Annotated in this window: 19 protein-coding genes; 14 read left to right on the top strand and 5 right to left on the bottom strand. The window is 63.6% G+C overall.

All coding sequences use genetic code 11. The features are described from left to right. Positions 1-56: 56 nt before the first annotated feature. Together ACYQ6J_RS13400 and ACYQ6J_RS13395 are read right to left on the bottom strand one after the other, a co-directional pair. Positions 57-1,754 carry a GspE/PulE family protein gene (locus ACYQ6J_RS13400; RefSeq protein ID WP_460184689.1) on the bottom strand — a complete coding sequence of 566 codons (1,698 nt, stop codon included), beginning with the start codon at positions 1,752-1,754 and terminating at the stop codon, positions 57-59. 744 nt (positions 1,755-2,498) lie between these two features. Continuing rightward, positions 2,499-3,239 (bottom strand): hypothetical protein, encoded by a 741-nt coding sequence (locus ACYQ6J_RS13395; protein ID WP_460184688.1) that lies wholly within the window; start codon positions 3,237-3,239, stop codon positions 2,499-2,501. 437 nt (positions 3,240-3,676) lie between these two features. Here ACYQ6J_RS13395 and ACYQ6J_RS13390 point away from each other — a divergent pair, with 437 nt between their 5' ends. Beyond that, positions 3,677-4,879 (top strand): EF-hand domain-containing protein, encoded by a 1,203-nt coding sequence (locus ACYQ6J_RS13390; protein WP_460184687.1) that lies wholly within the window; start codon positions 3,677-3,679, stop codon positions 4,877-4,879. Positions 4,880-5,059: 180 nt separating this feature from the next. On the opposite strand, the gene ACYQ6J_RS13385 is transcribed toward ACYQ6J_RS13390, so the two are convergent. Both ACYQ6J_RS13385 and ACYQ6J_RS13380 read right to left on the bottom strand, forming a co-directional pair. Further along, positions 5,060-5,434: a DNA polymerase ligase N-terminal domain-containing protein gene (locus ACYQ6J_RS13385; protein ID WP_460184686.1), complete on the bottom strand. Its 375-nt coding sequence runs from the start codon at positions 5,432-5,434 to the stop codon at positions 5,060-5,062. A 36-nt stretch (positions 5,435-5,470) separates the two neighbouring features. Then, positions 5,471-8,326: a COG1361 family protein gene (locus ACYQ6J_RS13380; protein WP_460184685.1), complete on the bottom strand. Its 2,856-nt coding sequence runs from the start codon at positions 8,324-8,326 to the stop codon at positions 5,471-5,473. Between the two features lie 365 nt (positions 8,327-8,691). Here ACYQ6J_RS13380 and ACYQ6J_RS13375 point away from each other — a divergent pair, with 365 nt between their 5' ends. The 4 genes from ACYQ6J_RS13375 to ACYQ6J_RS13360 all read left to right on the top strand — a co-directional run bounded on the left by ACYQ6J_RS13375 (position 8,692) and on the right by ACYQ6J_RS13360 (position 13,145). Next, complete coding sequence (locus tag ACYQ6J_RS13375) at positions 8,692-8,880, top strand: hypothetical protein (protein ID WP_460184684.1); 189 nt, start codon at positions 8,692-8,694, stop codon at positions 8,878-8,880. A 174-nt stretch (positions 8,881-9,054) separates the two neighbouring features. After that, on the top strand, positions 9,055-10,626 hold the full coding sequence (locus tag ACYQ6J_RS13370; protein ID WP_460184683.1) for a hypothetical protein: 1,572 nt from the start codon (positions 9,055-9,057) through the stop codon (positions 10,624-10,626). Between the two features lie 61 nt (positions 10,627-10,687). Further along, the gene (gene aat, locus ACYQ6J_RS13365; protein WP_460184682.1) at positions 10,688-11,437 is read left to right on the top strand and encodes a leucyl/phenylalanyl-tRNA--protein transferase; all 750 of its coding nucleotides are present in this window, start codon (positions 10,688-10,690) and stop codon (positions 11,435-11,437) included. A gap of 628 nt (positions 11,438-12,065) precedes the next feature. Then, a complete protein-coding gene (locus ACYQ6J_RS13360; RefSeq protein WP_460184681.1) occupies positions 12,066-13,145 on the top strand; it encodes a 3-isopropylmalate dehydrogenase in 1,080 nt (359 codons plus the stop codon). A 30-nt stretch (positions 13,146-13,175) separates the two neighbouring features. Here the strand turns inward: ACYQ6J_RS13360 and corA are convergent, their stop codons facing one another. Beyond that, entirely contained in the window at positions 13,176-14,405 is a 1,230-nt protein-coding gene (corA, locus tag ACYQ6J_RS13355) for a magnesium/cobalt transporter CorA (protein WP_460184680.1), read from the bottom strand. A gap of 358 nt (positions 14,406-14,763) precedes the next feature. Between corA and ACYQ6J_RS13350 the strand changes: the two genes are divergently transcribed. The 9 genes from ACYQ6J_RS13350 (at position 14,764) to ACYQ6J_RS13310 (ending at position 25,794) form a co-directional block, all read left to right on the top strand. Further along, positions 14,764-15,861 (top strand): sialate O-acetylesterase, encoded by a 1,098-nt coding sequence (locus ACYQ6J_RS13350; protein WP_460184679.1) that lies wholly within the window; start codon positions 14,764-14,766, stop codon positions 15,859-15,861. Positions 15,862-15,974: 113 nt separating this feature from the next. Further along, positions 15,975-17,903 (top strand): hypothetical protein, encoded by a 1,929-nt coding sequence (locus ACYQ6J_RS13345; RefSeq protein WP_460184678.1) that lies wholly within the window; start codon positions 15,975-15,977, stop codon positions 17,901-17,903. Between the two features lie 100 nt (positions 17,904-18,003). Further along, entirely contained in the window at positions 18,004-19,410 is a 1,407-nt protein-coding gene (locus ACYQ6J_RS13340; RefSeq protein ID WP_460184677.1) for a hypothetical protein, read from the top strand. A gap of 264 nt (positions 19,411-19,674) precedes the next feature. Then, positions 19,675-20,322: a 3-keto-disaccharide hydrolase gene (locus ACYQ6J_RS13335; protein ID WP_460184676.1), complete on the top strand. Its 648-nt coding sequence runs from the start codon at positions 19,675-19,677 to the stop codon at positions 20,320-20,322. A gap of 199 nt (positions 20,323-20,521) precedes the next feature. Next, entirely contained in the window at positions 20,522-21,934 is a 1,413-nt protein-coding gene (locus ACYQ6J_RS13330; protein ID WP_460184675.1) for an outer membrane protein assembly factor BamB family protein, read from the top strand. Positions 21,935-22,006: 72 nt separating this feature from the next. After that, on the top strand, positions 22,007-23,194 hold the full coding sequence (locus ACYQ6J_RS13325) for an NHL repeat-containing protein (RefSeq protein ID WP_460184674.1): 1,188 nt from the start codon (positions 22,007-22,009) through the stop codon (positions 23,192-23,194). Positions 23,195-23,243: 49 nt separating this feature from the next. Beyond that, positions 23,244-23,534: a hypothetical protein gene (locus ACYQ6J_RS13320; RefSeq protein ID WP_460184673.1), complete on the top strand. Its 291-nt coding sequence runs from the start codon at positions 23,244-23,246 to the stop codon at positions 23,532-23,534. Positions 23,535-23,600: 66 nt separating this feature from the next. Beyond that, the gene (locus ACYQ6J_RS13315) at positions 23,601-24,173 is read left to right on the top strand and encodes a 4Fe-4S dicluster domain-containing protein (protein ID WP_460184672.1); all 573 of its coding nucleotides are present in this window, start codon (positions 23,601-23,603) and stop codon (positions 24,171-24,173) included. Between the two features lie 100 nt (positions 24,174-24,273). Continuing rightward, positions 24,274-25,794 (top strand): 4Fe-4S binding protein, encoded by a 1,521-nt coding sequence (locus tag ACYQ6J_RS13310; RefSeq protein WP_460184671.1) that lies wholly within the window; start codon positions 24,274-24,276, stop codon positions 25,792-25,794. Positions 25,795-25,835: the final 41 nt, after the last annotated feature.

The raw sequence follows: 25,835 nt of genomic DNA, 5'->3' as shown, positions 1-25,835 counted from the left end.
CTCGGCCCCGCAAGTCGATCCCCGGCCTGCGATCGGGCGACCGCAACGGCGGAGCGTCAGTGTTCCTCCGCCCGGGTCACACGCTCGATCTCATCGATTGTAGTCCGCCCGGCGAACACTTTCCGCCACGCATCCTGCCGCAGGGTGATCATGCCCTCGGCCACGGCGGCCTGGCGGATGGCCCAACTGCTGGCCCGATCGTGCGACAACTGACGGATGCGCTCCGTGGTCACGAGAAGCTCGAAAATACCCACCCGCCCCCGATAGCCCACGTTCCGGCACGCCCGGCACCCCTTCGCCCGGTACAGCGTCACCCCTTGTTCTAACCGATCGCGAGGGAAATCGCGGGGCAATTCGGCGGGATCCGGTTCGTACGGTTCCTTGCACTCGGGACACAGGGTCCGCACCAATCGCTGGGCCATGACGGCCTCCACCGTACTGGAGACCAAAAAAGGCTCCAAACCCATGTCGATCAGTCGCGTGTAGGCTCCCGCCGCGTCATTCGTGTGCAACGTGCTGAACACCAAGTGCCCGGTCAACGAGGCCTGGATCGCGTTTTCCGCCGTCTCCAGGTCGCGGATTTCGCCGACCAGGATCACGTCCGGGTCGTGACGCAGGATGCTCCGCAGCGATGCGGCGAACGTCAGGCCGATCTTGGGATGGACCTGAATCTGGTTAATGCCTTCCAATTGGTATTCCACCGGGTCTTCGGTGGTGATGATCTTGGTTTGCTCGTCTCGAATCTCCAACAGGGCGCTGTACAGGGTGGTCGTCTTACCGGAACCCGTCGGTCCCGTTACCAGCAGGATGCCGTGCGGGAGCTTGATCAGATCTTGGAAGACGGCATAGATATCCTCCTCCATGCCCAGCTTGCGGAGGTTGAACTCCATCGCCCCCTTGTCGAGCAAGCGGAGGACGATCCCTTCGCCGTGGATCATGGGAATAACGGAGACGCGGACATCGACCTCGCGCCCGGCCACGCGAAGCTGAATGCGACCGTCTTGCGGCAACCGCCGTTCCGCGATGTTCAACCGCGCCATGATCTTCAGACGACTGATGATCGCCGCCTGAAAGCGGTTGATCTCCGGCGGGACGGGTTGCGCGTGCAGCACACCGTCGATGCGGTAGCGAATCTTCAGGCCCGACGGTTGCGACTCGATGTGCACGTCGCTCGCCCGAACGTCGATGGCCTCCAACAAGATCTCGTTGACCAACCGGACGACGGAAGGCTCTTGCGCCAGTTGCGAAAGCTCGGATCCGTCGGCTTCGATGCCGTCGATCAATTCGACCGAATCTTCGTCGTCGCTCTGGGCGATCAACTCGTCGATCGTCTCGCCGCCCACGCCCAGGTGCGTCTTGATCAGCTTGCTGATTTCCGCTTGGCTGGCCAAAACCGGGGTCACGGTCTTGCCAATCGCGGTGGAAAGTTCATCCAACGGGTACAGGTTGAACGGGTCGCTGGTGGCGACGATCAGTCGTCCGTTCTCTTGACGGATGGGAAACAGGTTCTCGCGATAGACGAATTTCAGGGGGAATCCGTTCAGCAAAGCCGGATCGATCTTGACGTCGTGCAGATCGACGTACGGGATGCCAAGCTCTTCCCCGAGCGCGCGAAGCGCTTGCTCTTCCGAAACCAAGCCCATCCCTACGGCGGCTTGGTCCAGACGCTTTCCCTCCCCCTGGTTGCGACGGGCCGTCTGCAACTGCTGGGCGGTCAACAGGCCTTTTCTTAGCAAGATTTCACCGGCTTCCATGGGCCACCATTTACCGAGGCGCCGCCGCGCCAAAACTCCTCGGTCCGAATCGCGGGGATGCGAAGCGAGGCCTAACCCGCCTCTCGATCGCCCGACCCATCGAACCGCCGCTCCCTCCCCGGGCCAAAGCCCACGTCATCCAAAACAGAACTCGTGACAATCGGCCGCGAAGAACCTATTCCGCGACGATGGCGAGTACGAATAGGCGGCACCAAGCCACGGCAAGAGACGATTGCCCCGACTCCCCCGCCTATTTCTTCCATACCCCTAATTATTCGTTGCGCACTGCGAGAAATCCGTTTCAGATGAAATTTTCTCTCAAAAAATTGCGCGTCCGAGGTTGCATCCAAACCGGAGCAGGATTGATCTCAAGGCGTGCCCATTTTCATATTACACCGGACTCAGCCCCGCCGGTTGCAATTGCGGCTTCCCCTTGACGCACCGCCCGATCCCTTCCACTTCCGTCTTGGGACTCCGCCCCGCCCAATAACCACTCTCTCGATGGTAACCAATCAACCCTCTAGCGGTTCCCTATCCAAGGAAAAAACCAGCTTGGCGAGCGGTTCGCGGACCATTTTTGCGCGTTTCGGCCGAGACCCGGAGGCGGGGGTGCCTCTGTTCGCAGTTCGGTCACGGGCCGCGTGGTCGGCTACCCACCCGCCAAGCTGGGGGATTTATCGTCGGACGTGAGAGCCTGATTCGGTTCGCGTGGGCGTCCCGAACTCGGCATCACGGTCGAGGCATTCACGTATTCCGGTTGCCTCGTCGTCCAGCAGGCCGATCACCACCGGGGGCACCGTCACCGCCGCGGCGGGGGAACATATCCTCGGGAGAGAGTTCGAACTTCTCGCCCTTCATCTTGTTCCACTTAGCCTTCTGATCCTCGGTGAGGACCTTCAGGGCGGCTTCCTCCATCTTTTGCCGCATTTCTTGGAACCGTTCCCGCATCGCGCCGGGGTCACGCGGGCCTTGCCCGTCTTGCGGCCTCATGCTCTGCATCACTTCGCGGCCGACGTCGCGGAGCTTTTGGACCTGCTCCTCGCTCAACCCAAGCTCTTTTTGGACCTCGGGATCCATCAAGGCCCCGACGCCGGACACCTGGAGGCGGATTTCCTTGAGCCTGGCCACTTGATGCGGCAGAAGGGCGTCTTCGATCTTCTTTTGGGCTTCCTGCTGCAATTCCCGCATCTTCTCGAAGTTTGCCCGGCGATCACCGCCTTGGCCTTGGCTGAACAACTCCCGCATCTTTTCGCGATTGGCGGTGACGATCTTTTCGATCTCAGCCTTTTGATCGTCGGTCAGCTCGATCTCCTTTTGCACCTTCTCGACTTGCAGGAGCTGCGCCCAGCCCATGCCGCCGCCGCCCATCATGCCGAATCCGCCCGGTCCGCGACCGCCGGGACCACCCGGGGGTTGCGCCAAAGCCGCGCCTGCCGTCAGACCGATCGTCAACAGCACCGCCAACGCTAACTGGGTCACTCTCATGGACATTCCTCCGACTCTCAACCGAACCTCCGAACGAAGAACCGCTGCTGCGTCGCGGGCGACTCGCGAGGCTGTCCGCCGCGACCGCGGAGACGCCCCCAGCGTCTCCAAGGCAATAAACGCGCTGCCGCACGAAAAGTTCCGACCGCCGCGGAAAGATTCTCGCGACGGTCCGGAATCGTCACGCGCCCCCGCCCTCCGCGCTCCACCGTCCTACCGCCGGGGCACGCCCTTTGCACTTTGCTCGAAACACAACCCCGAGGTCGGGTGTTTACCTTGATGGAGACATAACAACGAGATATCCAAACGACCCAAAAAAGGTCGCGGTGGGACCGTCCGCCGCGACTACAATGAAAGAAAACGCTAATAAGCGGCCCCGTCGCCTTATATCTCCGCCTTTGTCCGACGACGCCCGCGGTTTTTCGGGGGAATATAAAATGAAGGCGCTTTCGCCACGAACGTTTTGGCAGCAAAGCACGACGCCGTCGCTCTGCCGTGTCGTCGGCGCGATGCTGGTGCTCGCGCTCAGCTTGGCATGGAATGCCTCCTCGGTGAAGGCGCAGCCCCCTTGGATGGGTGGTGGCTTTGGGGGGCCTCCCGGAGGGTTCGGCGGTCCGCCGCCGATGGATGGCGGTTTTCGAGGCGATTCCCGAGGGTATGACCGTGGGTCGGAATCGACTCCGGAACAACGCGCGGAGCGCTACGTCGGCTTCATGAGCCGCCTCGACGAGAACCAAGACGGTTTCGTCTCCAAGGAGGAGATTCAGAACTCACGATTCGCCCAGTACATTATTCCTCGGTTGAGCGAGCGGACGGGCAAGGATGTTTCCAACGGTTTTCGCATCTCCGAGGTCCGAGACGGGCTGATCAATTACTACCGCAACCAAGCGCAAGGGAACTCGGGGCAGCCGTCTTCCTCGGGACAACCGTCGTCGCAAAGTAGTTCCGCGACGAACAGTCCTTCGCCGGAGGTCAAGATTCTCAAGCTCGGCCCCCCTGGTACGGTCCCCGGTTTCGGCGTGACTGCTTCCCCGACGGCATTGCGACCGCAAGGTTTCGGCACTCCGACCGCCGCCGCCGGTTCCGCGTCCACTTCGCAACCGTCTTCGCCGTCGTCTTCATCCGAAGAACCGCGCGAGGAGCGTCGGGAGGAACCCTCGGCCCCTCCGCCGCCGATCGACGAGCGGATTACCCGGTTCGCCGACGGTTTGATGCAGCGGTACGACGAAAACAAAAACGGTGTGCTGGAAAAGGACGAGTGGTCGAAGATGCGAGGCGATTGGGCTCCTGCCGACGCCGACGGTGACGGCAACATCTCGAAGGAAGAGCTTTCCCGCCGCCTGGCCGAAATGAACGGCGGATCGCGGCGTCATGAAGGGGGAGAAGGTCGTTCCGATACACCGCCCCAAACCGCCGCTTCGCCCGTCTCGGTCAAGAGGTACCGATTCAGCTCGCCCTACGACCGCCTGCCCGACGGCCTGCCCTCGTGGTTCCGCGATCGAGACAAGGATCGCGACGGCCAGGTCCTGATGGCCGAGTTCGCCGATCGCTGGACGGAGGACACGTACCGGGAATTCTCTAAATACGATCGCAACGGCGACGGCGTCATCACCCCGGAGGAATGCCTCAAGGCGAAATGACGGTGACCGCGACGGAGCATGCTGCTCCGCGTCCAGCCATCTCGGATCGTCGCCGCCGGGTGTGCGCGCCGCCGACTGATGGCGATTCGCGCTCGCGGGGCATTCCTCGTGCCGTGGCGCTGCGCAACAGACACCGAGAGCCGCCGGTGTAAGCCGGCGGTGGAATCGGGACCAGGATGTTCACGGTTCGGCGTCCGAAGAATCGGGGAAGTAACGAATCGTCCACTCCTCGGAGGCGGATTCACGGCGAGCCAACCGGACGGAGCCGCGCCAGCGTTGCCCGCGGACGGAAAACTCCAAGAAACCGTCGCGCCGCCGGAGGATGCGGTATTCGCCCCAGTCCCAGCGGGTGACGGTCCCACGATTGCCGGAGATCGGTCCCTCGTACTCCAAGTACACACGTCGGTGGTCGGGAAGCCTTTCGGCGGGGAGTTCTTGGGATTCGTCGGGCGGTCGGGAGATCGCCCAGGTGCACAGCAGGCCCGCCGTTTCCAGCAGCAAATCCCAGTGCAACCCGCGCGGGGCATCGTGTTCCAAAATCACGTATCGCGGCATAAAGGGCTTGGGCTTTTCGACCGCAACCGGTGGTTCCTACGGCCGGATGATCGTCGTCTTGCGCAAGGCGGTGATAGGCTCCGACAGTTCGTCGGCCGACAGTTCGGCCCGAATCTCCGCCTCGCCGGTCGCAAGCGTGGTGAGCGACACGTTATAATCGCGAGTCTCGCCCGGCGGTAATTCCGTCAGTGGCGAAAAGCGTACCCGTCCGGCGTCGGCGGTCGGTTCCGCTGCGGTAGGTCCGGCGGTGCCCTCGGGGTTCCATTTCAGTTCGCCCGGCAATTGCACGGTCAGAAGCACGTTCCGCGCCGCTTGGTTGCCCTCGTTGGCGATGCGAAGGGTGACGACCTTGTTCTTGCCCTGCGCAATCGGTTCGTGGCGATCGATGATGCGAAGGGAGAGCTTGGGGGCGGTAGGCCGTTCGCGGATGGTGGCGGCGCCGGGGGCCGCCGGTTGCACGGCGACGCAGGCGCTGGACTGAGCCAGTTGCCCGGTCCGGTCCGTCAATTGTGCGCGGCAGCAGGCGTTTGCGGCGCTGGCGACGGCCTTCAGTTCCACTTGGCGGCGGACGGTTTGGCCCGGAGTCACTTCGGCCAGCGACCACACGATCGACTCGCCCTCCACCTGCTGCCCGGCACTCGCGCGGACCGGTTCGAAGGCGACGTCGAAATCGCAGACCAGGCGGACTTGCGAGAGGGCGGTCGTCCCGCGGTTCGTGACCTCCATGGTGAAGACGCCCAGTCCGCCTAGCTCCATGCGCTGGGGTCCGGTCACGCGGAGTTCCACGGGCGAAGCGGCGGGAGTGGTTCCGGGACCGAGTCCGCTCGGTGCTTCCGCCCCGGACCCGGATGACGGCGGCGAACCCGCGGTCGGACCGCCCGTGCCCGCGCCGAACGGCGGTGGGGGCAATCCGGGCGAGGCTTCCCCCGCTCCATTTCCGCTCGTACCCGAACCGAGGGCGGGAGGCGCGGTCGGCGGCGGCGTGATCGTGGTCCCGGTGCCGGTTGGGGCGGGCGGCAGGGCCATGCCCGGCGATCCGGCGGGCGGCGCGGGGGTGGAGGGCGGTGCGACTGCCGATCCCGTGCCGCCGAGCGGAGCGGGCGTCGTCGTTCCGCCGTATGGTGTCGTCGGTGTGCCCGCCGCCGGAGTCGGCGCAGTACCGCCCGCGCCGGTTCCCGTGCCCGGACCGGTCAGACCGCCGCCGGGGGTTGTCGCTCCGCCGCCCGGAGTTGTTGCCGCACCCGGCGCGGCCGAGGCTTCGAGGCAGGCCTGCTGGGATGCGGCGATCCCGCCCGGACCCGTGACTTGAACCGTGTGGCACCAACGGCCGGGCTGAACGACGCGGAAGGTGACGCCGATGGATTTCGTCTCGCCGGGAAGGATTGCGCCGGGGAAATCTCGCTCCACAGCGCCTTGGCTCACGCTGTGCCGCAACCCGGCATCGAATGTGTCGCGAACCAATAGCCCGCTTACCGCCGCCTGACCGCGATTGGTGATGTCGATGATGAAGTTGACGTCCTGCCCCACCACGGCCTGATTCGGTCCGCGGATTTGGATCGCCAATTGCGGCGCCCCCACGGTGACGGCGGCGCAGTTCTGCGCCGTGACTCCTCCGGAACCTTGCGCCGCTGCACAGATCGAGTAGCTTCCCGCCGCGGCGATGTCCACGCCCAGTTCGAAGTATCGCGTTTCTCCGCCGTTGAGTCGGCCCACCTGCCACGACAGGCTCGCGCCCGACACGCTCGGGGCTGGATTGCCGGAGCGATAGCTCACACCCGGCGGCAAGGTCACGCTGAGGCTCACGGCGTCGGCGGGCAGGCTTCCGGAGTTGTTGACCTCGATCCGGAACGATTGCGCGCCCGGCGCGCCCGTGCCCGGTCCCGATACGCGGACATTAAGCTGAGCACCCGACCAGGTCACGATGACCATTCCCCGTCCGACCGTCAACTGGCGACCGGAGGCCCCCGGTGCGTCGCCCGGGCGAACGATTTGCACGGCGATTCGGGTGACCCCCGCGGAGGGTTGCGTTTGAAGGATCTCCGCGGCGGCCTGGCCCGCCGAATCCACGGCGACCTCGGCGGTAGTGGAATTGTCGGCGGCGAAGACCGCGGAGGCACCGTCCAGAATCTCGTACCGCACTTTCCATCCGGAGCACGGGGTGCCGTCCCGCTGCCGCGTGACCGTGGTGACCAATTTGTGGCGCGACCCCGCCGGGACGATGGCCGGGGCGGGCAACGTCCATTGGGCGTCCACCCAATGGATCGTCGCCGTCTGAATCCGACGATCCCAACCGTAAACGCAAGGCACGTAAACATTGACCAATGACGTGCCCTCCACGGCGCTGGTGACGCTGACCCAGGCCTGGCCGGGACGAATCAGCACGTCGTCCGTGGGCGTCACCGTTCCCCGGGTCAATCGCAGATAATCGCGCGTGGTGCTGGTGATGACGAAGCGGTCGGTGACCTTGCGCGGCCGGGTGAAGTCGCCCACCAGATAGTCCATGATCCCGGCGCGATTGAAATCGACGAAATAGCCCACCCCCGACTCCGCCAGCGTCCACTCCACCCGCTTGTTGGTGAGCATATACTCGTCCTGCCCGCGGACGGAAGCCACCAAAATCACCTCGGTCCCCACCGAGGCGGCGGTCTCCATGGGGGTGACGGCGAACTCGCTGCAATCGCCGGGACCGATACGGCCGGGCACCTCCACATACGGCCCGACCGGTTCGCCGCCCTGCGGCACCAGAATCTTTTGCCCCGACGGATCGATATTGCTGGGCGGCAGCGTGCAACCCGACACGAAGGCCCACAACACGGCGAGGGCGCAGAGCGTCCACCTCGGGCCGATGCGATCGGCTCGGCGGCGAAGAGCGTGTTGTGTCGGTCGGGTCATGCGATCAATGGCGTTCGTCCTTTTGAGCGGGACTCCGGTCCGAGCGGATCGGGGATGGCAGGGCGGACTTGGCGACTGAACCAACCGTTACAGCCGCCGGGCTGCGGCGATCCCCCTCTCTAAGGTTTCCATCGTATCCCTGCGGTGCATTGTTTGAGTCGCGTCGCCCCCATGCGCCACAACCGGAACGAGAGTTCGACGAGCTTGCAGCATGATAAGCTGTTGTCGGTTTTTTCTAAAGATCGATTTGGGCGGATTGGCGCGATTGGGTAAGCTGTCCGCCGTCCCGTTCTGCGATCTGCGTTGGATGTCCGAAGCCCTCACCGCCGGCTTACGCCGGCGGCTCCTAGAGCATGAGCCACCACGTGGTAATCATCATGAGCCACCAGCGTAAGCTGGTGTTGGTAAAAGTGATGCTGACCTGGAGCCACCAGCGTAAGCTGGTGGTGGTAAAAGTGATGCTGATCTGGAGCAACCAGCGTAAGCTGGTGGTGTTAGTGGTGAATCTTGGGTTGTGTCGAAAAACACCGCCGGCTTACGCCGGCGGCTCCTAGAACTCTCAACTGGAGCCACCAGCGTGAGCTGGTGGTGAATCCCACCCAGCGATCCCGCCGATTGCAATTCCTGGCCGCCGAGGCCACAATGCGTCTAGCTTCTGACGAATTGTCGGCGCGACAGGGAACGTCCGCCGAAGGGGAATGCTCACATTTTTCTCGGGAGGGAAAATTATGGACTCACGCCATCCGTTGCCGACGGGAAAGATCATGACGCACTGTTGCCCGTGCGGGCACGACCACGGCGCTTCGCCCGGCGCCGCGGGATTTGACCGACGGGTGTTCTTAGGCGGAATGAGCGGCGCTGCGCTGGGAATCGCCGCCCTGAGCGGTTTGAGTTGGGCGAGCGGCGTGCAGTCCGCCGAATTGCCCGCCGCGCCCCCGCGGAAGGCGATCAAGGTGAAACCCGTCTTCCTCTATCAACTTTACAAAAAGGCCCCGCAAACCAGTTGGCGTCCGTGGGGCGGGGTGCAGACCGAGGACGACGTCCAGGCCGAGGCGGCGCGGATCGACGGCGAACTGAAGGCCCTACAGTCCAAGGCGGATTTCCCCATGGAAATCGCCCCCCTGACGGCCACACGCAACGCCGCCGAGTTGGCCGCCATGCCCGACGTCCAACAGGCCGACGTCCTCTTGGTCTATGCCTGCGACGGCGATCTCAACCAGATCGCGGCCCTCAAGAAGGACACCGTCTTTTTCATCCGGCACAAGTCGGGGCCGGTGTATTTGTACTACGAAATCATCAGCCCGCGTTTCCTCCGCCAGCATACGGACGAGTTGCAAGTGCCGGGCATGGACAACGACGACGTGGTCGTGGACGACTACGAAGAGGTCTTGTGGCGACTGCGGGCGCTATGCGGATTGAAAAACACCCGCAATGCGCGGATCGTCGCCGTGGGAGGCGCCGGCGGTTGGGCACAACCCAGCCAAGTCATCACCGACTTGGTGAAAAAGACTTGGGGTCTGGAAATTCTGGAGGTCACCTACCCCGACCTGAAGAAGATGATCGAGGAGGCCCGCGCCGATGCCGCCGCCGTCGCCTTGGCGGAGAAACGCACCGAGGACTACCTCGGCGATCCCAACGTCAAGCTGGAGACGGACCGCGCGTTCCTCCGCAACGCATTCCTCCTGGAACACGTCTTCCGCAAAATCATGCAACAGGCCGATTGCCGGATGATCACGGTCATGCACTGCATGGGCACGATCATGCCGGTCGCGGAGACGTCGGCTTGCATGGCCCTGAGCACGCTCAACGACGACGGCTATCTGGCCTTCTGCGAATCCGATTTCGTGGTCATTCCTTCGGGGATTTTGATGGCGTCGATCTCGGGCAAACCGCCGTTCCTCAACGACCCCACGTATCCGCACCACGGGATCATCACCTTGGCGCACTGTACGGCGCCGCGCAAGATGAACGGCAAGGACGCCGAACCGGTGCGCGTGATGACGCACTTCGAGTCGGATTACGGGGCCGCGCCCAAGGTCGAGATGAGCAACGGCGCCGTTGTGACGAACATTCTGCCGGATTTCCAATCGCGGCGTTGGGTCGGCCTGTTGGGCGAGATCGTGGCGCATCCGCTCCTGCCGATCTGCCGCTCGCAGATCGACATCGCCTTCAAGTGCGACAGCAAACTGCTGGCCGATCGGATGCCGGGATTCCACTGGATGACCGTGTACGGGGATTACCTGAAAGAGGCGGCCTACGCGGCGAAACGCGTGGGAATACAGGTCGAGATTCTGGGTTGAAGATCGACGCTCAGGCGAGGGCGGCGGCGCCGTACGGAACAACGTTCCCGATCCATGCACCATGCCAAGACGCGGCGAAACCGAGCACGGACCGCACCTGCCGCCCTCGCGCTTTTTTCCTCCCGCCGAGACGGCCACCCCCGAGGGCGCTGTGGCGCTGGGGGGAGACCTGAGACCGGAAATCCTCCTCGATGCCTATGCCCACGGCATTTTCCCCTGGCCCATCGATGAGCGTTCGCCGATCGTTTGGGCCTCGCCCGATCCCCGCGGCGTCTTCGAGTTCGACCGTATCCACATCCCGCGGCGCTTGATGCGATTGTTGCGGCAGGGACGCTTTCACGTTACCTGCGATCGCGATTTCGCGGTGGTGATGCGCGGTTGCGCATCTGCGGGCGATCGCGTGCACGGGACTTGGATCACGCCGGCCATGGTGCGGGCGTATATCCGGTTACACCGCTTGGGGTTCGCCCACAGCGTCGAGGTCTGGGACGCCGGACGACTGGCGGGCGGCGTGTACGGCGTGGCGCTGGCGGGCTTGTTCGCCGCCGAGTCGATGTTCTATGTTCGCCCCAACGCCTCCAAAGTCGGATTGCTGCACCTGCTGTATCACCTGCAAGCGCGGGGTTACCGTTTGGTCGATATCCAGATGCTGACGCCCGTCACGCAGTCCCTTGGCGCTCGGGAAATTTCCCGCGCCGAGTACCTAAAGCGATTGGCCGCGGCCCTGCAACATCCCGCTGATTTCGGCACGGAACCCGATCTCTCGTCGGCCCCGTGGCGCGGAGCGCAGTCCGCCGTTAACGCGTCTTGAGAGTATGCGTTGTCGCGCCTGGGGGTACGTTTGGCGATTTCACCACCAGCTTACGCTGGTGGCTCCAGGGGTCTATGCTCGTCGCGCCGGGAGAGCTGCCAACGTGAGACGGCGGTAAAATCTGGAACCGCCGACGTGAACGAGCGGTAGAATCTGGAGCCGCTAGCGTAAGCTAGCGGTGAAACCCAGAGCCGCAGACGTGAGCTAGCGGTAAAACTAGGAGCCGCTAGCGGTGAAATACAGAGTCGCCGACGTGAGATGGCAATAAAGCCTTGGAGCCGCCAGCGTGAGATCTGGAGCCGCCAGCGTAAGCTGGCGGTGAAACCTGGAGTTGCTCGCGTAAGCTAGCGGTGAAACTTGGGTAGCGCCGCAACACTGCCGACTGACGCCGGCGGCTTTTACCGCGTGAGCCTGCGGCGGCGCAACCCTCCGACACCTCGGAATCAAGGGCGTGAACTCGATGTACCGGCTTTCCCCTCTCGGCCGCTCTACGTAGAATCAAGTTTTCCCATCCGGGCGGAACGTGCCGCAACCCGAGGCCTTTGCCGGCGCCGTCCGCTCCGTCCATCGGCTCGGACGGAATCGGTGGGGTTTGTCTTCCAAAGTCGGCTTCCCGTCGAGGTAACTCATGGCTGAAAAAAAGTTCTTGCGCGTGGCGGTAATCGGGGGTGACGGTACCGGACCGGAGGTCACGGCGGAGTCGGTCAAGGTTCTGAAAGCCGCGGCCCGACTGGAGAATTTCGAGATCGAATTCAAGGACTTCGACCTCGGCGGCGAACGCTACCTGAAGACCGGGGAGATTCTTCCGGAAGACGTCTTCCAGGAACTGAAAACGTTTCCCGCCATCCTCTTGGGCGCCATCGGGCACCCCGAGGTCCCGCCGGGCGTCTTGGAACGGGGGTTGCTCCTCGAGTTGCGTTTCCGCATGGATCAGTACATCAACCTGCGACCGGTGAAGCTCTATCCCGGCGTGGAAACCCCGCTGAAGGACAAGGGGCCGAACGATATCGACTTCGTCGTCGTTCGCGAGAATACCGAGGACCTCTACGCCGGAGTGGGCGGTTTTCTGAAGAAGGGCACGCCGGACGAGGTCGCCACGCAGACCGCCGTCTTCACGCGCAAGGGTTGCGAACGGTGCATCCGCTGGGCCTTTGAATATACGCGCAAACGGAACGCGAAAAAGCGGCTGACCCTGGTCGCCAAGACCAATGTCTTGACGTACGGCCACGACCTCTGGTGGCGGACCTTCCAAGAGGTCGCCAAGGAATACCCGGACATCCAGACCGACTACAACCACGTGGACGCCTGCTGCATGTGGATGGTCAAGAATCCCGAATACTACGACGTGATCGTGACCACCAACATGTTCGGCGACATCATCACGGACTTGGCCGCCATCCTCCAAGGCGGGATGGGGGTCGCGGCGGGCGGGAACATCAACCCGGAACCGGGCGGAACCAGCATGTTCGAGCCGATGGGCGGCAGCGCGCCCAAGTACACGGGCAAGGGCGTCATCAACCCCATCGCCGCCATCGCCGCGGGCGGCATGCTGCTGGAACAGGCGGGCTTCGAATCCGCCGCCGCCAAGATCAACAAGGCCATCCAGGTCGTCACCGGCACCAAAATGAAGAGCCAAGCCGCCGGCAAGATGGGCTATTCCACGTCTGAAATCGGCGATCTGGTCGTCGAGGCCCTGGCCTCCGTGTGACCCTCGACGTCCGCCGCCGATATTCCCGTTTCACTCGCCGTTCGATCCCGGACGGCGAGTCGCGTTTCGCCCACCCTCGGCGCGTTCCTCCGCAGCGACGTCTTCCACCAAGCGGACGCGATGACCGTCGGCCGATTCCTGGAAAACCTCCTCCCGGCGACCGATCCAACCGCGGCGGTAGAACGTGTACATCATGCCCGACGCCGTCAGCAGCATCAGGCTCAAGGCGAAGGGGTAGCCGAAGGTCCATCGCAACTCGGGCATGTTCCAGGCCGAGGCGTCGGGGTCGAAGTTCATTCCGTAGATGCCGGTGATGAAGCTCAGCGGAATGAACAGCGTGGCCGTCAGGGTCAGCCATTTCATGACTTCGTTCATGCGATTGCCGATCAACGACATGCAGTAGTCGCGGAGGTCGGCGCACATTTCACGGTACGTCTCCGTCAACTCCATGATGGCCGTGACGTGGTCGATGCAATCGCGGAGATGGAGTCGCGTGTTGGGCCCCAGGAAGCGATCCTGGCGGGCCAGCGTCTGCAAGGCGTCGCGGTGCGGCCAAACCGCGCGCCGCAGAAACAGCAACTCGCGGCGGAGGTCGTGGATGGCGCTCAATACGGACCGCGGGTCGGACGCGGCGGCCTGTTCGTCGATCACGTCGATGCGATCGCCGAAGTCCTCGAGGACGGGATAGAAGGCATCCACCGTCAGATCCAGCAGGGAGTACGCCAAGTAGTCGGCGCCCGCCGCGCGAAGCGGCGAGGCGGGGTCCCGCAACCGCTTGCGAACCGGGCCGAAGGCGTCGCCGGGCCGAGGTTGGAACGTGACCAGCAGACCTTTCCGCAAAAACATGCTGATCTGTTCGGTCTCCAAGGCGTCGTTCAAGTGGGGCAGTCGGGCGACGATGAAAAGCCAGTCCCCGTATTCCTCCACTTTCGCCCGCTGATGCGCATGCACGACATCCTCGAGCGCTAGGGGGTGCAGTCCGAGGGTCCGCCCGATCTGCTCCAAGGCCGCCGCATCGCCGGTTCCGTCCACGTCGATCCACATCGTGCCCGCCGTTTCGGAAAGCGGAGGCAGTTGTTCCAGGCGAGAAACCCGACGCTCCGAGCAACTCTCCGCGTCGAAGACGGTCAAGGTAAGGGCGGGCGCCGGAGCGGACGGCACCGAGACGATGGTCCCCGGCGGACTGCCCGGCGGCGTTCGTCGGCGAAAACCGTGACGCCGCGATGGACGGGCGACGGCGCGGCGTTTCTTCGTTTTCATGGCAGCAACCCCTGGGCGTGTCGATCGGCCTGAGCAAAAAGTGCGTGCGAAGTTCCTCGCCCTATTGTGTCGGTTTTGCGCAGGCCGGGAAAGTTCCAAATTGACCGGCGGCGATGCCTTTCATCCTTTTGCCCGCGTTCCAGACGGAAGTATACTGACGGCATGTTGCCGGGACGCGGATACGCCTGCGAGTCCCGTGTTGCCAATACGGAGCGTCTCTTTTGCGGTCGCCATGTTGCGCTGCGAAGTCGCGCCGATTGGGCCGCGCATGGGACGGACCGCCGCTCGCGCCGGCCGGCCCATCGGGGTCGGCCTCCGGTTTTCGGGCAAACAATCAAGAGAGTCGAGGTCTCCAATCATGATGCGTTTTTCCTGCTCAGTCGTATCGTTTCTGGCCCTGTGCGGCATCGCGTGGGCGGGTGCCGTGCGAGCGGAGACCGATTCCGCGCCCGCCGACGCACCCACCGCGGACATGACCAAGCCGGTCAAGGTCTTCATCCTGCTGGGCCAATCCAACATGGTGGGGGCGGGCAAGGTGACCGGCGAAGGCGAAGGCTCGCTGACTTATGCCGTGCGTGACAAGGGCAAATACCCCTATCTGCTCGACGAGCAAGGCAACTGGGCGGTACGGCGCGACGTGCGTTACGTCCGTGTGATGGGCAGCGGCACCGGACCGATGCGACTGTTCAACAATGAATGGCTGACCGTCGGCGGCGGCAAGATCGGGCCTGAATTGGGAATCGGACACGCGCTCGGAGACGCCCTGGATGAACCGGTCCTGATCCTGAAAAGCTGCATCGGCAACCGTAGCTTGGGATGGGACCTGCTGCCTCCCGGAAGCGAGCGATGCGAGGTGGAACTGAAGGATCCCAAGACCGGCGAGGTCAAGACGTGGGTTTACGCAGGCTACAAGGACTCGCCCGCCAGGTGGGAAAAAGGCACCACGCCGGAACCGATTGCATGGTACGCGGGCATGCAGTACGACGGTGACACGGCCAACGCGAAGGCGGTCTTGGCGGAGTTGGACAAGTATTACCCGGGAGCGACCGGTTACGAGATCGCGGGCTTTTTCTGGTGGCAGGGAGACAAGGACCGTTACGATCCGGTGCACGCCGCCCGTTACGAGCAGAACCTCGTCCGACTCATCGATCGCCTGCGTACCGACTTCAACGCGCCGGACGCCAAATTCGTCTGCGCCACGCTGGGACAGACGGAGAAAGGGTCCGGCGGGAACGACGGCTTGATCCTGGATGCCCAGCTTGCCGTGGACGGCGAGTCCGGCAAGTACACCCGGTTTCGCGGCAACGTGGCGACGGTGTACGGTCACCCGTTGTGTCACGGCGGGGCTTCAAACAGTCATTACGGCGGCCATGCCGAAACGTACATGGACGTGGGTGAGGCAATGGGCCGCGCCATGGTGCGGTTGCTCCGAGAAACACCCTCGCCGAAACCGTGACCGCCCCGATTTTATACCGATCGCGCTCCCGCGAGATTCCCTCGCCCGCGGACGCCGCGGAGGACGAGCGGACCCGCACTCCCGCCAACTTTCACAAACTCGAGGATTGGAACATGAGTCGGCTCGGCATCGCTGTGGGTATGTTGTTGGGGCTTTTGCTTCCAACGGGGATCGTCGGGCAGGAACCGCCTCGGCCGATGCCGCGCGAAGACGTCGTGGACGTCCCCGCAGTCGGCGAGGGTTTGTGCGTCAGCAATCTGTTTCAGACCAACATGGTGCTCCAGCGCGACAAGCCGATCCGTGTTTGGGGCTGGGCGGAACCGGGCGAGAACGTGACGGTCTCCTTCGCCGGACAAGCGGTCGCCGCTGAGACGCAGGCGGATCGTTCTTGGGAGGTCGCGCTCGAACCGGTGCCCGCCCGTACCGAACCGCAAACCATGACCATCCGCGGTGCTCGCAGCGCCATCGCGCTGGAAAACATCCTGGTGGGAGACGTGTGGATCTTGGGCGGTCAAAGCAACATGGAATTTCCGATCCGACAGGTGGATGACGGCGAGTTGGAAGTCGCGTCGGCCAATTTTCCGGGCATTCGCCTGCTCACCATGCCGCAAGGAAAGGGCTTCGACTCGGTTCGCAGTTTCGAACGGTTGTACGAGTGGAGTTCCTGGTCGAATCGTCACTTTCGCAAGGGGGATTGGGAGGTATGCTCGCCGGAGACGGTGGCGGAGTTCTCGGCGATCGGGTATGTGTTCGGGCGTCGCCTGCACATGGCCTCGGGCGTGCCCATCGGATTGATCGACGCCTCGATCGGCGGGACGACCGTCGAGACGTGGACGCCGCTGGAGGTTTTGCAGCAGATTCAAGGGCGGGAAACGCGTGCGCTGTTGGACGACTGGGCCAAGCGAATCGCGGAATACGATCCGCAGGCGGATCTTCAGGCCCGCGTCGCCGCCTACGAAGCCCGGATCAAGGCGCTACGGGAACGCGGCGAACCGATCCCTCCCGATAGTGCTCCGCCGACCGACCTGCGTCCCGGACCGGTCGCCGACCGGAATCGACCGGGCTATTGTTACGCAAGCGTCATCCGCCCGCTGGAAGGGTTCGCCGTCAAAGGGGCGGTATTTCATCAGGGGTTCAATAACTGCTTCAGCGGTTCCGCCGGCGCGCGGATGTACTACCAGGTCTTCGGCAAGATGATCACGGCCTGGCGGACGGCCTTCCGCGACCCGCAATTGCCGTTCTGCATCATCTCGCTGTGCACGGCGGGCGACCCGCAGACCGCCGAGAATTTCCTCCAGTCGATGTACGACGTCGGTCCCTACATCCGCGAAGCGCAGTATCGAACGTTCCGCGATTTCTATGACGCCGGCGACGCCGCGATCGGTTTCGTCAGTTCCTACGACCTTCGCAAGAGCTTTTATCACCCGCAGATCAAGATTCCGGCCGGGGAAAGGGCCGCGAAATGGGCCTTGGTCACGCAATACGAAATCCTCTTCGGACGCGACGCGGAGCAGTATTGGCTGCCGCCCGTCATCCGGCAAATGGAGGCCGCGGACGGCACGCTTCGGCTGACCTTCAGCACCGAGGTCCGCACCAAGGACGACGCCGACGGCAAGATGCTCGGCTTCGCAATCGCCGGGGAAGATCGGAGGTTTTATCCCGCCGAGATTCGTTATGCTACGGAGGATGCCGGCGACCGCACGAACAATCCGCGGTATCGACGCAACGTGCTCGTCTTGAGCAGTCCGTTCGTCGCGAATCCGGTGCACTACCGTTACGCTTGGGCGCGCAACCCGATGGGGAACATCGTGAATCCTCGCGGAGTTCCCTTGGCGACGCAGCGCAGCGATGACTGGATTCTGGAAGAGACGCCCGAAAAAATCCCCGTTCCCGAGGGAATGTCGGAAGACGCCGCCCGGCGCTACATCGGCAATCGCCTCCGCGAGGTCTTGAAGCGGGCGGACTTGGAACGCCGCCTTCAAGAGGCTCGGGCGACCGTGGAGGAGCTCGCCCCGCTTGTCGAGCAAGGCAAGGGCAAATAGATTCGTGTCGACCTGGTCGCGCGGCGTCGCTGCATTCCCCGATCACGCCGCCGATGAATTGCCCGGCGTGCGCCTTCCAAAGTTTTGGGAGTGATTTCGCATGGTATCGCACGTCGTCGTTCTGCTGGCATTAGTGAACGGTTTGTCGGGCACGGAGTCGCCGATCGCAGGGCCCGGCGTCGCACCCCAAATAACGGTGGAGGCGGAAGAGACCGTTTATCGATATCAACCCGCCGACAACGGCGCCGGTCCGATGTGGTCGCGAGGCTCGACGTGCCTGGTACGGATGGGGGATCGCGTGTTCGCAAGCGGTCTGGAGACGCTGCCGGGTGTGAATCCCCTGAATAATTGCCGCTGGCTGCTTTTCGTACGGGATGCCGCCGGTTGGCGGCAGGTGCAGGCCGATCCCGTCGGGCGGACTCGGGAACCGTGCCCTTTGGCGGTGTTTCCCGGCGGCCCACTCTTTCTTTCGGTCAACCCTACGCTGGCGACCGATCCCAAGGCAGTGGCAGGCCCCGCCCGACCCGAGATCCTGCAATTCGATCCCGATCGGCCGCGCGACCCGTTCCGCACCATCCTGCCCCAGTGGGACGGCGAACCGGCGTTCACCGAGCATTCGTATCGCACGTTTGTTGCAGACGGTCCTCGCCGCGAGTTGATTCTCTTTCAAAACGTCGGCTACACCCACGCCGAATGGAGTTTCCTCGATGCCCAGGGCAATTGGTCTGCGCAGGGTAAGCTGGTCTGGCCGTTCGGGGCCGATTACGAAAAACCTCAGCCCATCCGAGTCTGCTATCCCGTGGCGGCGCTGAAGGATCGGCAGGTCCATTTCTGCGGGGTCAGCGACATCGTGGAGCCGAACTCGGCCTGGCGGGCCTATAAGAAGCAGTTGACCGGTCGCGACTGGGATTACGACTTTCGCCGACTCTTCTACGTCCGCTCGCGCGACATCACCACGGGCAAGTTCGAACCCTGGGTGGAGATTGCATCTCGCGAGCGCACGGCGGGTTGGATTACGCCCTTGGACCTGTGGCTCGATCCGCAAGGCGATGTCCACATCCTCTGGACGGAGCGCGCGATCGACACTCGGCTTCGCGAAAAGTTCTTTCCTGATGAAAAACAGTCTGAAGCACTGAATTACGCGATTCTGCATGAGGGCGAGGTCGTCCTCCGCAAGACGCTGTTGGAGGCGGCGGAAGGGCAACCCGGCGTGCTGTGCACGTTCGCGCGGTTTTGGATCACACCCGCCGATCGCCTCTTCGTGGTTTGCCACGTGCGAGACGTCGGCCCGGGCGGCGCCTCGCCGGGCGAGAACCGGGTCTTCGAAATCCTGCCGGGCGGAGTGCCGGGAGCGGCGACGACCGTTCCGCTTCGCAAGCCGCTGACGAACTTCTACACCGCCACGCCGCGTGCAGGTTCACCGCCTTCGTGGACATTAGACCTGTTGGGCCTGTGCGACGATGAACCGACGGTCATTCGCTACGTGTGCCTGACGTTGGCCCCTTAATTCAAGCGATCACGGCGGTAGAGGCGACCGTTCGTCCGTCGCTTCCATGCTTCGATCCACGCGCCGGCGCATGCGGCCCGCCGCATGATCCTTGTGGCGTGCGGGAATCGCGTCCGTCCCGGCATGTTGAGAAAGACGACCGGGCGAAGTATGCTGCATTTCAGCTAGGGACGGCGGATTTCCCCGCACGACGACTTCGCCCCGCCGACGGTCGGCCCGGCGTTATCGCCTGCTTTTTACCCACCTTCAAGGAGAGCTCGCACCATGTTCAAGCCTCGTATGTTGCCGGTCTTGCTTGTTGCCGCCGCAGCGGCATGGCTGACGACGGGCCATTCCTCCGCCCGCGCGGAAAAACCCGCTGAAGAGGGTTTCGTTTCGCTGTTCGACGGCAAGACCCTGAACGGTTGGGAAGGCGACGCCCGCTTTTGGTCGGTCCGAGACGGCGTCATCGTAGGCAGCACCGATCAAGTGAAGGCCGAGCACAACACCTTTTTGTGCACGACCAAAAAGTACGCCGATTTCGTCCTCAAGCTGGAATTCAAACTGAGAAATCACAACTCCGGCGTGCAGATTCGCAGTGAACGACTGGATGATTTCATCGTCAAGGGTTATCAAGCCGACATGGCCGAGCAGCGCTACATGGGAATTCTGTACGAGGAGCGCGGCCGAGGCATTTTGGCGGACGTCAAGCCCGAAGAAGTAGCCAAACACGTCAAAGCGGGCGAATGGAACGAGTACACCATCACCTGCCAAGGTCCGCGGATTCGACTGGAAATCAACGGTTTCACGACCGTGGATTACGAGGAAAAAGATCCGGTCGGGGCCAAGGAAGGGATCATCGCGCTCCAGCTTCACCAAGGCCCGCCCATGCAAGTCGAGTTTCGCAATATTCGGATTCGAGAATTGCGTTAAACCTCGACGATTCGCGGCTCGTGCGTGACACCGCGTTTGCTTTGTCGCCGCTTCGGCAACCTTCTGCTATACTGGCTTTTTGGGTGCCGATCCTCGGTCGCACGCCGCAGCATTGTCGCTGAGCGCGCGTCCTGCGGAAATATCTTTCCCGTGATCGGCCCGAACCGTTCCCGTCGTTCCCCACGGCGTCGGCTAGCGTATGCCCCCACGTCTCTTGCCCATCCTCGCCCCGGGTCTCACCGCCTTGGCGGCCGCGCTTGCCTTGGCGGCGTGGTTGACCGCCGTGCCGCGACCGCAACTGCCCATCCGCGTGCCGGGGCTGGACAAGCCATTGGGGGCGACCGCGGCGGCAACGACCAACGTGACGCTCAAGGGCACGCTGGTGCCCGGCGACGGTAAGCCGGCCGAAATTCCCGGCGAGTGGCCGTGCTTTCGAGGCCCGCACGGCGACGCCATCTACCAATCCGCCGACTTCTCGCTCGATCCGCCTTGGAACGGATCGGGACCGGTCAAACGTTGGAGTATCCCGGTCGGTGAAGGTTTCGCGGCCCCCGCCGTCAAGGACGGCCGAGTCTACATCATCGATTACGACCGCGAAAAAGAAGAGGACGTCGTCCGTTGCCTGTCCCTGGCCGACGGCAAGGACATTTGGCAATTCCGCTACCCGAACGCGGTCAAGCGCAACCACGGCATGTCGCGGACGATTCCCACCGTCACCGGCAAGTACGTGGTGACCATCGGCCCCAAATGTCATGTGGCTTGCTTGGATCGTCTGACCGGCGAGCCTCGGTGGCTGATCGACATGGTCCAAGAATTCGGCACCACGGTACCGCCCTGGTACGCGGGTCAATGCCCTTTGGTGGACGGTGATCGCCTGATCCTGGCGCCGGGCGGTCCCGATGCCCTATTGGCGGCGCTTGACCTTGCCGAGGGGACCGTCTTGTGGAAAACCCCCAATCCCCGCGACTGGAAGATGACGCACTCGTCCGTGGTGCCCGTCGATTTCGAGGGCAGGCGGCTTTACCTCTATTGCGCGTCGGGCGGCGTGGTCGCGGCGGATGCGCGAGACGGCAGCATCGTTTGGGATACCGCCGAATGGAAGATCAGTCTGGCGACCGTCCCGTCGCCGCTGCCGCTCCCCGAGGGACGCATCTTCTTCTGCGGCGGTTACGACTCGGGGGCGCTGATGATGCAAATGAAAAGCGAGGACGGCAAGCCCGTGCCGCAAACGCTCTTTCGCCTGTCGCCCGCCCAATTCGGCTCCACGCAGCAAACCCCGATCTTCTATCAGGGTTTCATCTACGGCGTGCGAGAGAAGGACAAGCAGATGGTCTGCCTGGATTTGGACGGCAAGGAGCGCTGGAGCAGCGGGTCGCAATATCGTTTCGGTCTGGGGCCGTACATGATCATTAACGGCGTCTTGCTGGCCCTGGATGACGACGGTTTGCTGTCGGCCATCGCCGCCGATCCGAACGGTTTCCGCTTGATTGCGCAGTCCCAAGTGCTGGAAGGACACGATTGCTGGGGTCCTCCCGCCTTCGTGCCGGGTTACTTTCTGGTACGAAGCATGACGGAGATGGCGTGCCTGGCATTGCCTCCCGCGACTGAGTGAGCGCGTATCCGCCGGGAAGCATTGCCGCCCGGCATGGGACGAAAACGAAACACCCGAACGCGAGGCTTTTCGATGCGGTCGCAACGGCATTCCCATCCGCCCCTGGATCGCCACGCCGCCGGCGGCGGGGGCGATCGTTCGGGCCGCGCGTGGCCCTGGTGGATCGCGGCAGTGGTCGCGGCGGCCTTGGTCATCGGCATTCTCACCATGGCGGCCTATCGCAATCGGTTGCGCAATCCCCGAGAAGACGCCTTCCCGCAAAGCTTCGAGTACTCGTTGGACACCTATCGCCGCGTTCCCGAGGACGAATTGGCGTACCGCGTGACCGCTGCGTGGGGTGTCACGACGGCGGAACCGAGCGCCCTGTTCGTGGACGCGGAGGACGCCGTTTGGGTCGCCGGTGCAAGCGGAATCGAGCGGTACTCGGCCGACGGACAACGCATGGGAAGCGTCCCCGCGGCGGGACCGATCCGGTGCCTGACTGTGCTCGATCTTCCCGGGACAGGCGGAGAAACGCGGCGGACCATCCTTTGCGGTTCCGGCGGCGAAGTCACGCTTTGGGACGAGGCGGGAAAGCCGCTCGGCCGATGGAACTCCTTCGGCGAAAAGGCGATCATCACATCCCTGGCCGTTGCCAAGGACGGTGTTTTTATCGCCGACGCAGGCAACCGCGTGATTCACTACGTGGATTTCCAGGGCGAATTCATCGGGCAATTGGCACAGCGGGACCGCGAGCGCGGCATCGTCGGTTTGGTGGTTCCCAGCCCCTACCTCGACGTCGCCTGGGCAAACGACGGTTTGCTCCGCGTGGTCAATCCCGGTGCGCACCGCGTGGAATACTACCGACCTTCGGGCGACCTGGAGTTTTTCTGGGGTAAAGCGGGCTTGGGGAAAGACGGTTTTTGCGGTTGTTGCAACCCCGCCCATATCGCCCTTTTGCCCGACGGTTCGACGGTAACGCTGGAAAAAGGCCTGCTGAGGGTCAAGGTCTTCTCTCCACAGGGAGAGTTTCGCTGCTGGGTGGCCGGCCCCGACTTCTTCGGCGACGCCGAATCCATGACCACGGAGACACGGGACGACGAGCGGACCCCCGTGCCCGACCTGGCGACCGATTCCCGCGGCAGAATCCTCGTGTTGGATTCCGCCCGGAGCAAGGTTTTCGTGTTCGAACCGAAGACCGCCGAGAATTCGTCGCAATCGAAAGAGGGCGCAACGTCGCAGGAGGCTGCCGAAGCGGCGCCCGGCGGAGTCGATTCATAACCGGGGAAAAGAAGTCGGGCCGAGTCGTAAGTAGACAGAGGAAAGAGCGATGAGACGATCAGAGATCGATCACGACGAACTCGGCGGCTTGACCGTCCGGCGTGCATGGCTGGTCGGCGCGGCGCGATGGACGGCGGCGGCACTGGCGGTGGGCGGTGCGGCGATGCTGAGCCTGGGACGCCGAGGCGAGACGACGGCCTGCCCTCGCCCGGCATGTGCCCGATGCGGCGTACGCGCTTCGTGTCGGCTCCCGGCGGCCCGCAACTATCGTGAGGAAGCGGCACGGTCCGAGCAGCGGAATGCCGCGACGGAAAAGGCGACCCCGTTCAAGACGACTTGATCGCGCGCGGAATTCGGCGCGGCCGGTCGATGGGTGGGCGAGGGCGAAAGTCTTGCGAGGTGAAACATGGCAAGTCCCGGTAAAGGCGTATCGCGGCGGGAGATCTTGCGCGACGGCTTGCAAATGGCGGCCTTGTTGGGCACGGGCGGCCTGGGCGGCTACATCCTAGGCAACAACGGGCGGCGCGACGATTTGCTGTGGCAGATCGATCCCTACAAGTGCATCGCCTGCGGAAACTGCGCTACGCACTGCGTGCTCCAGGACTCGGCCGTCAAGTGCGTCAACAGCTTTCCCATGTGCGGCTATTGCGACCTGTGTACGGGCTACTTCCCGCCGGAACCGACCGCCCTGAACACCGCGGCCGAAAACCAGCTTTGCCCGACGGGGGCCATCATCCGCCGCGCCGTGGAGGAACCGTATTACGAGTACACCATCGACGAAGATTTGTGTATCGCGTGCGGCAAATGCGTGGTTGGTTGTGCCGCGTTCGGCAACGCCTCGCTGTACCTTCAGGTACGGCACGATCGTTGCGTCCGCTGCCACGAGTGCTCCATCGCGATTGCCTGCCCGTCCCAGGCGTTCGTCCGCGTGCCCGCCTCCCAGCCCTATTTGTTGAAACATCGCATCCGACCGGCATAGCTTGCAGGACGGCCTGCGGCAAAGACGGTACCGCGGGCGTCCCGCCTCGGCGGCAAGCAAAGCGAAATGATGCAGCGGGGAGAGAGATTTCGGGGAACTTATGCAGCTTTCAGATTTCCGCGAATCGTGTGGGAATGAAGCGGCGATCGGCACAGACCGCCCCGTGCCGCGTTGCGGGTCGGGGAAACCGTGTCGCGGCAAGGACGCCGGCGTGCCCAACGGCGCCGCGTTTCGGCGGTTCTCATTTCGGTTGTGGGCCGGGATCGTCGCGGCGATCGTCGCAGCAGTCCTGTTGCCGGTCGGCCTCAGTTCTGCTGAGGAGCGATTTCCGCCGCCCGATTTCACCTACCACCAAATGCCCGAGACGCCCGTCCCGGCCCCCGACTCGCCGCTTTGGGAGTACGCCGACGCGGCGGCGCTGTTCGCGGCATTGATCGCGGCGGCCTATTTGGCGCTGGGCCGCCGCTCGCGCAACGGCCTGCTGATCCTGGCGGCGGTCAGTTTGCTTTGGTTCGGCTTTCGGCGCGAGGGTTGCGTGTGCTCCATCGGGGCGATCCAGGACGTCGCCGAGGCCGCATTCAACGTCCATCGTGCGGTCCCCGTGACCGTCATCATTTTCTTTACGCTGCCGATCGTGTTCGCATTATTTTTCGGGCGGGCGTTTTGCGCGGCGGTGTGCCCGTTGGGCGCGATTCAAGAGTTGGCCGCCATCCGCCCGCAACGAATTCCCCTTTGGCTGGAACATACCCTGGGAATCGTTCCTTGGGTCTATCTGGGATTGGCCGTCCTCTATGCGGCGACGGGAACCGCTTACGTGATCTGCGAGTACGATCCGTTCGTGGCCTTTTTCCGGCGGTCGGGAGCGGCGCCCATGTTGATCTTCGGCGCTTGCGTGCTCGTCATCGGCATGTTCATCGGCCGACCGTATTGCCGCTTTCTTTGCCCTTACGGCGTGATCTTGGGCCTGGCGTCCAAGCTGGCGCGGTGGCACGTGCGGATCCCGCCCACCCAATGCATTCGCTGCCGACTGTGCGAGGACGCCTGTCCCTACGGGGCCATCGTGTCGCCGCCGTCGCCGCTTTCCCCTAGCGAACGGCGCAAGGCTCGGCGGAGGCTGGCTCTATTCCTGGCCGCCGTCCCCCTGTGGATCGCATTGGGAGCGGTGGTCGGTCGAATGAGCCACGCAACCTTGGCCCGCATGGATTACCAGGTGCGTCTGGCGGGATGGCTCGTCGCGGAACAGGACATCGACCCCAACAACAAATTCGCCCTGGATGCGGTGAAGGCCTTCCGTAACACGGGACAAAGCCCGGGCGAGGTCTTCTCGGCGGCGGCCGCGCGATTGGATGCCTTCCGCACGGGCGGCACGCTGCTGGGAGCATGGATCGGCCTGGTCGTGGGACTGAAGTTGACGCAGCTTTGCACGCGGACGCACCGCGACGATTACCACCCCGATCCCCGCCGGTGCGTGGCCTGCGGAAGGTGTTTTTGGTACTGCCCGGAGGAACAAGTCCGACGCGGTTGGATTCAGAGCGTGGACGCGGTGATGCCCCAGGGGACGCCGGTCGCTCTGGATGCGGTTATCCCGCGAGAACCGGGCGGGACGGATTCCCGGCGGTAGGCGGAGTGCCGGTTTGCGAGACCGACCGCCGGTCGATCGCC

The organism is Thermopirellula anaerolimosa (assembly GCF_054657335.1).
The sequence above is the reverse complement of the archived record's forward strand: the minus strand, read 5'-3'. Positions and strand labels throughout refer to the sequence as shown.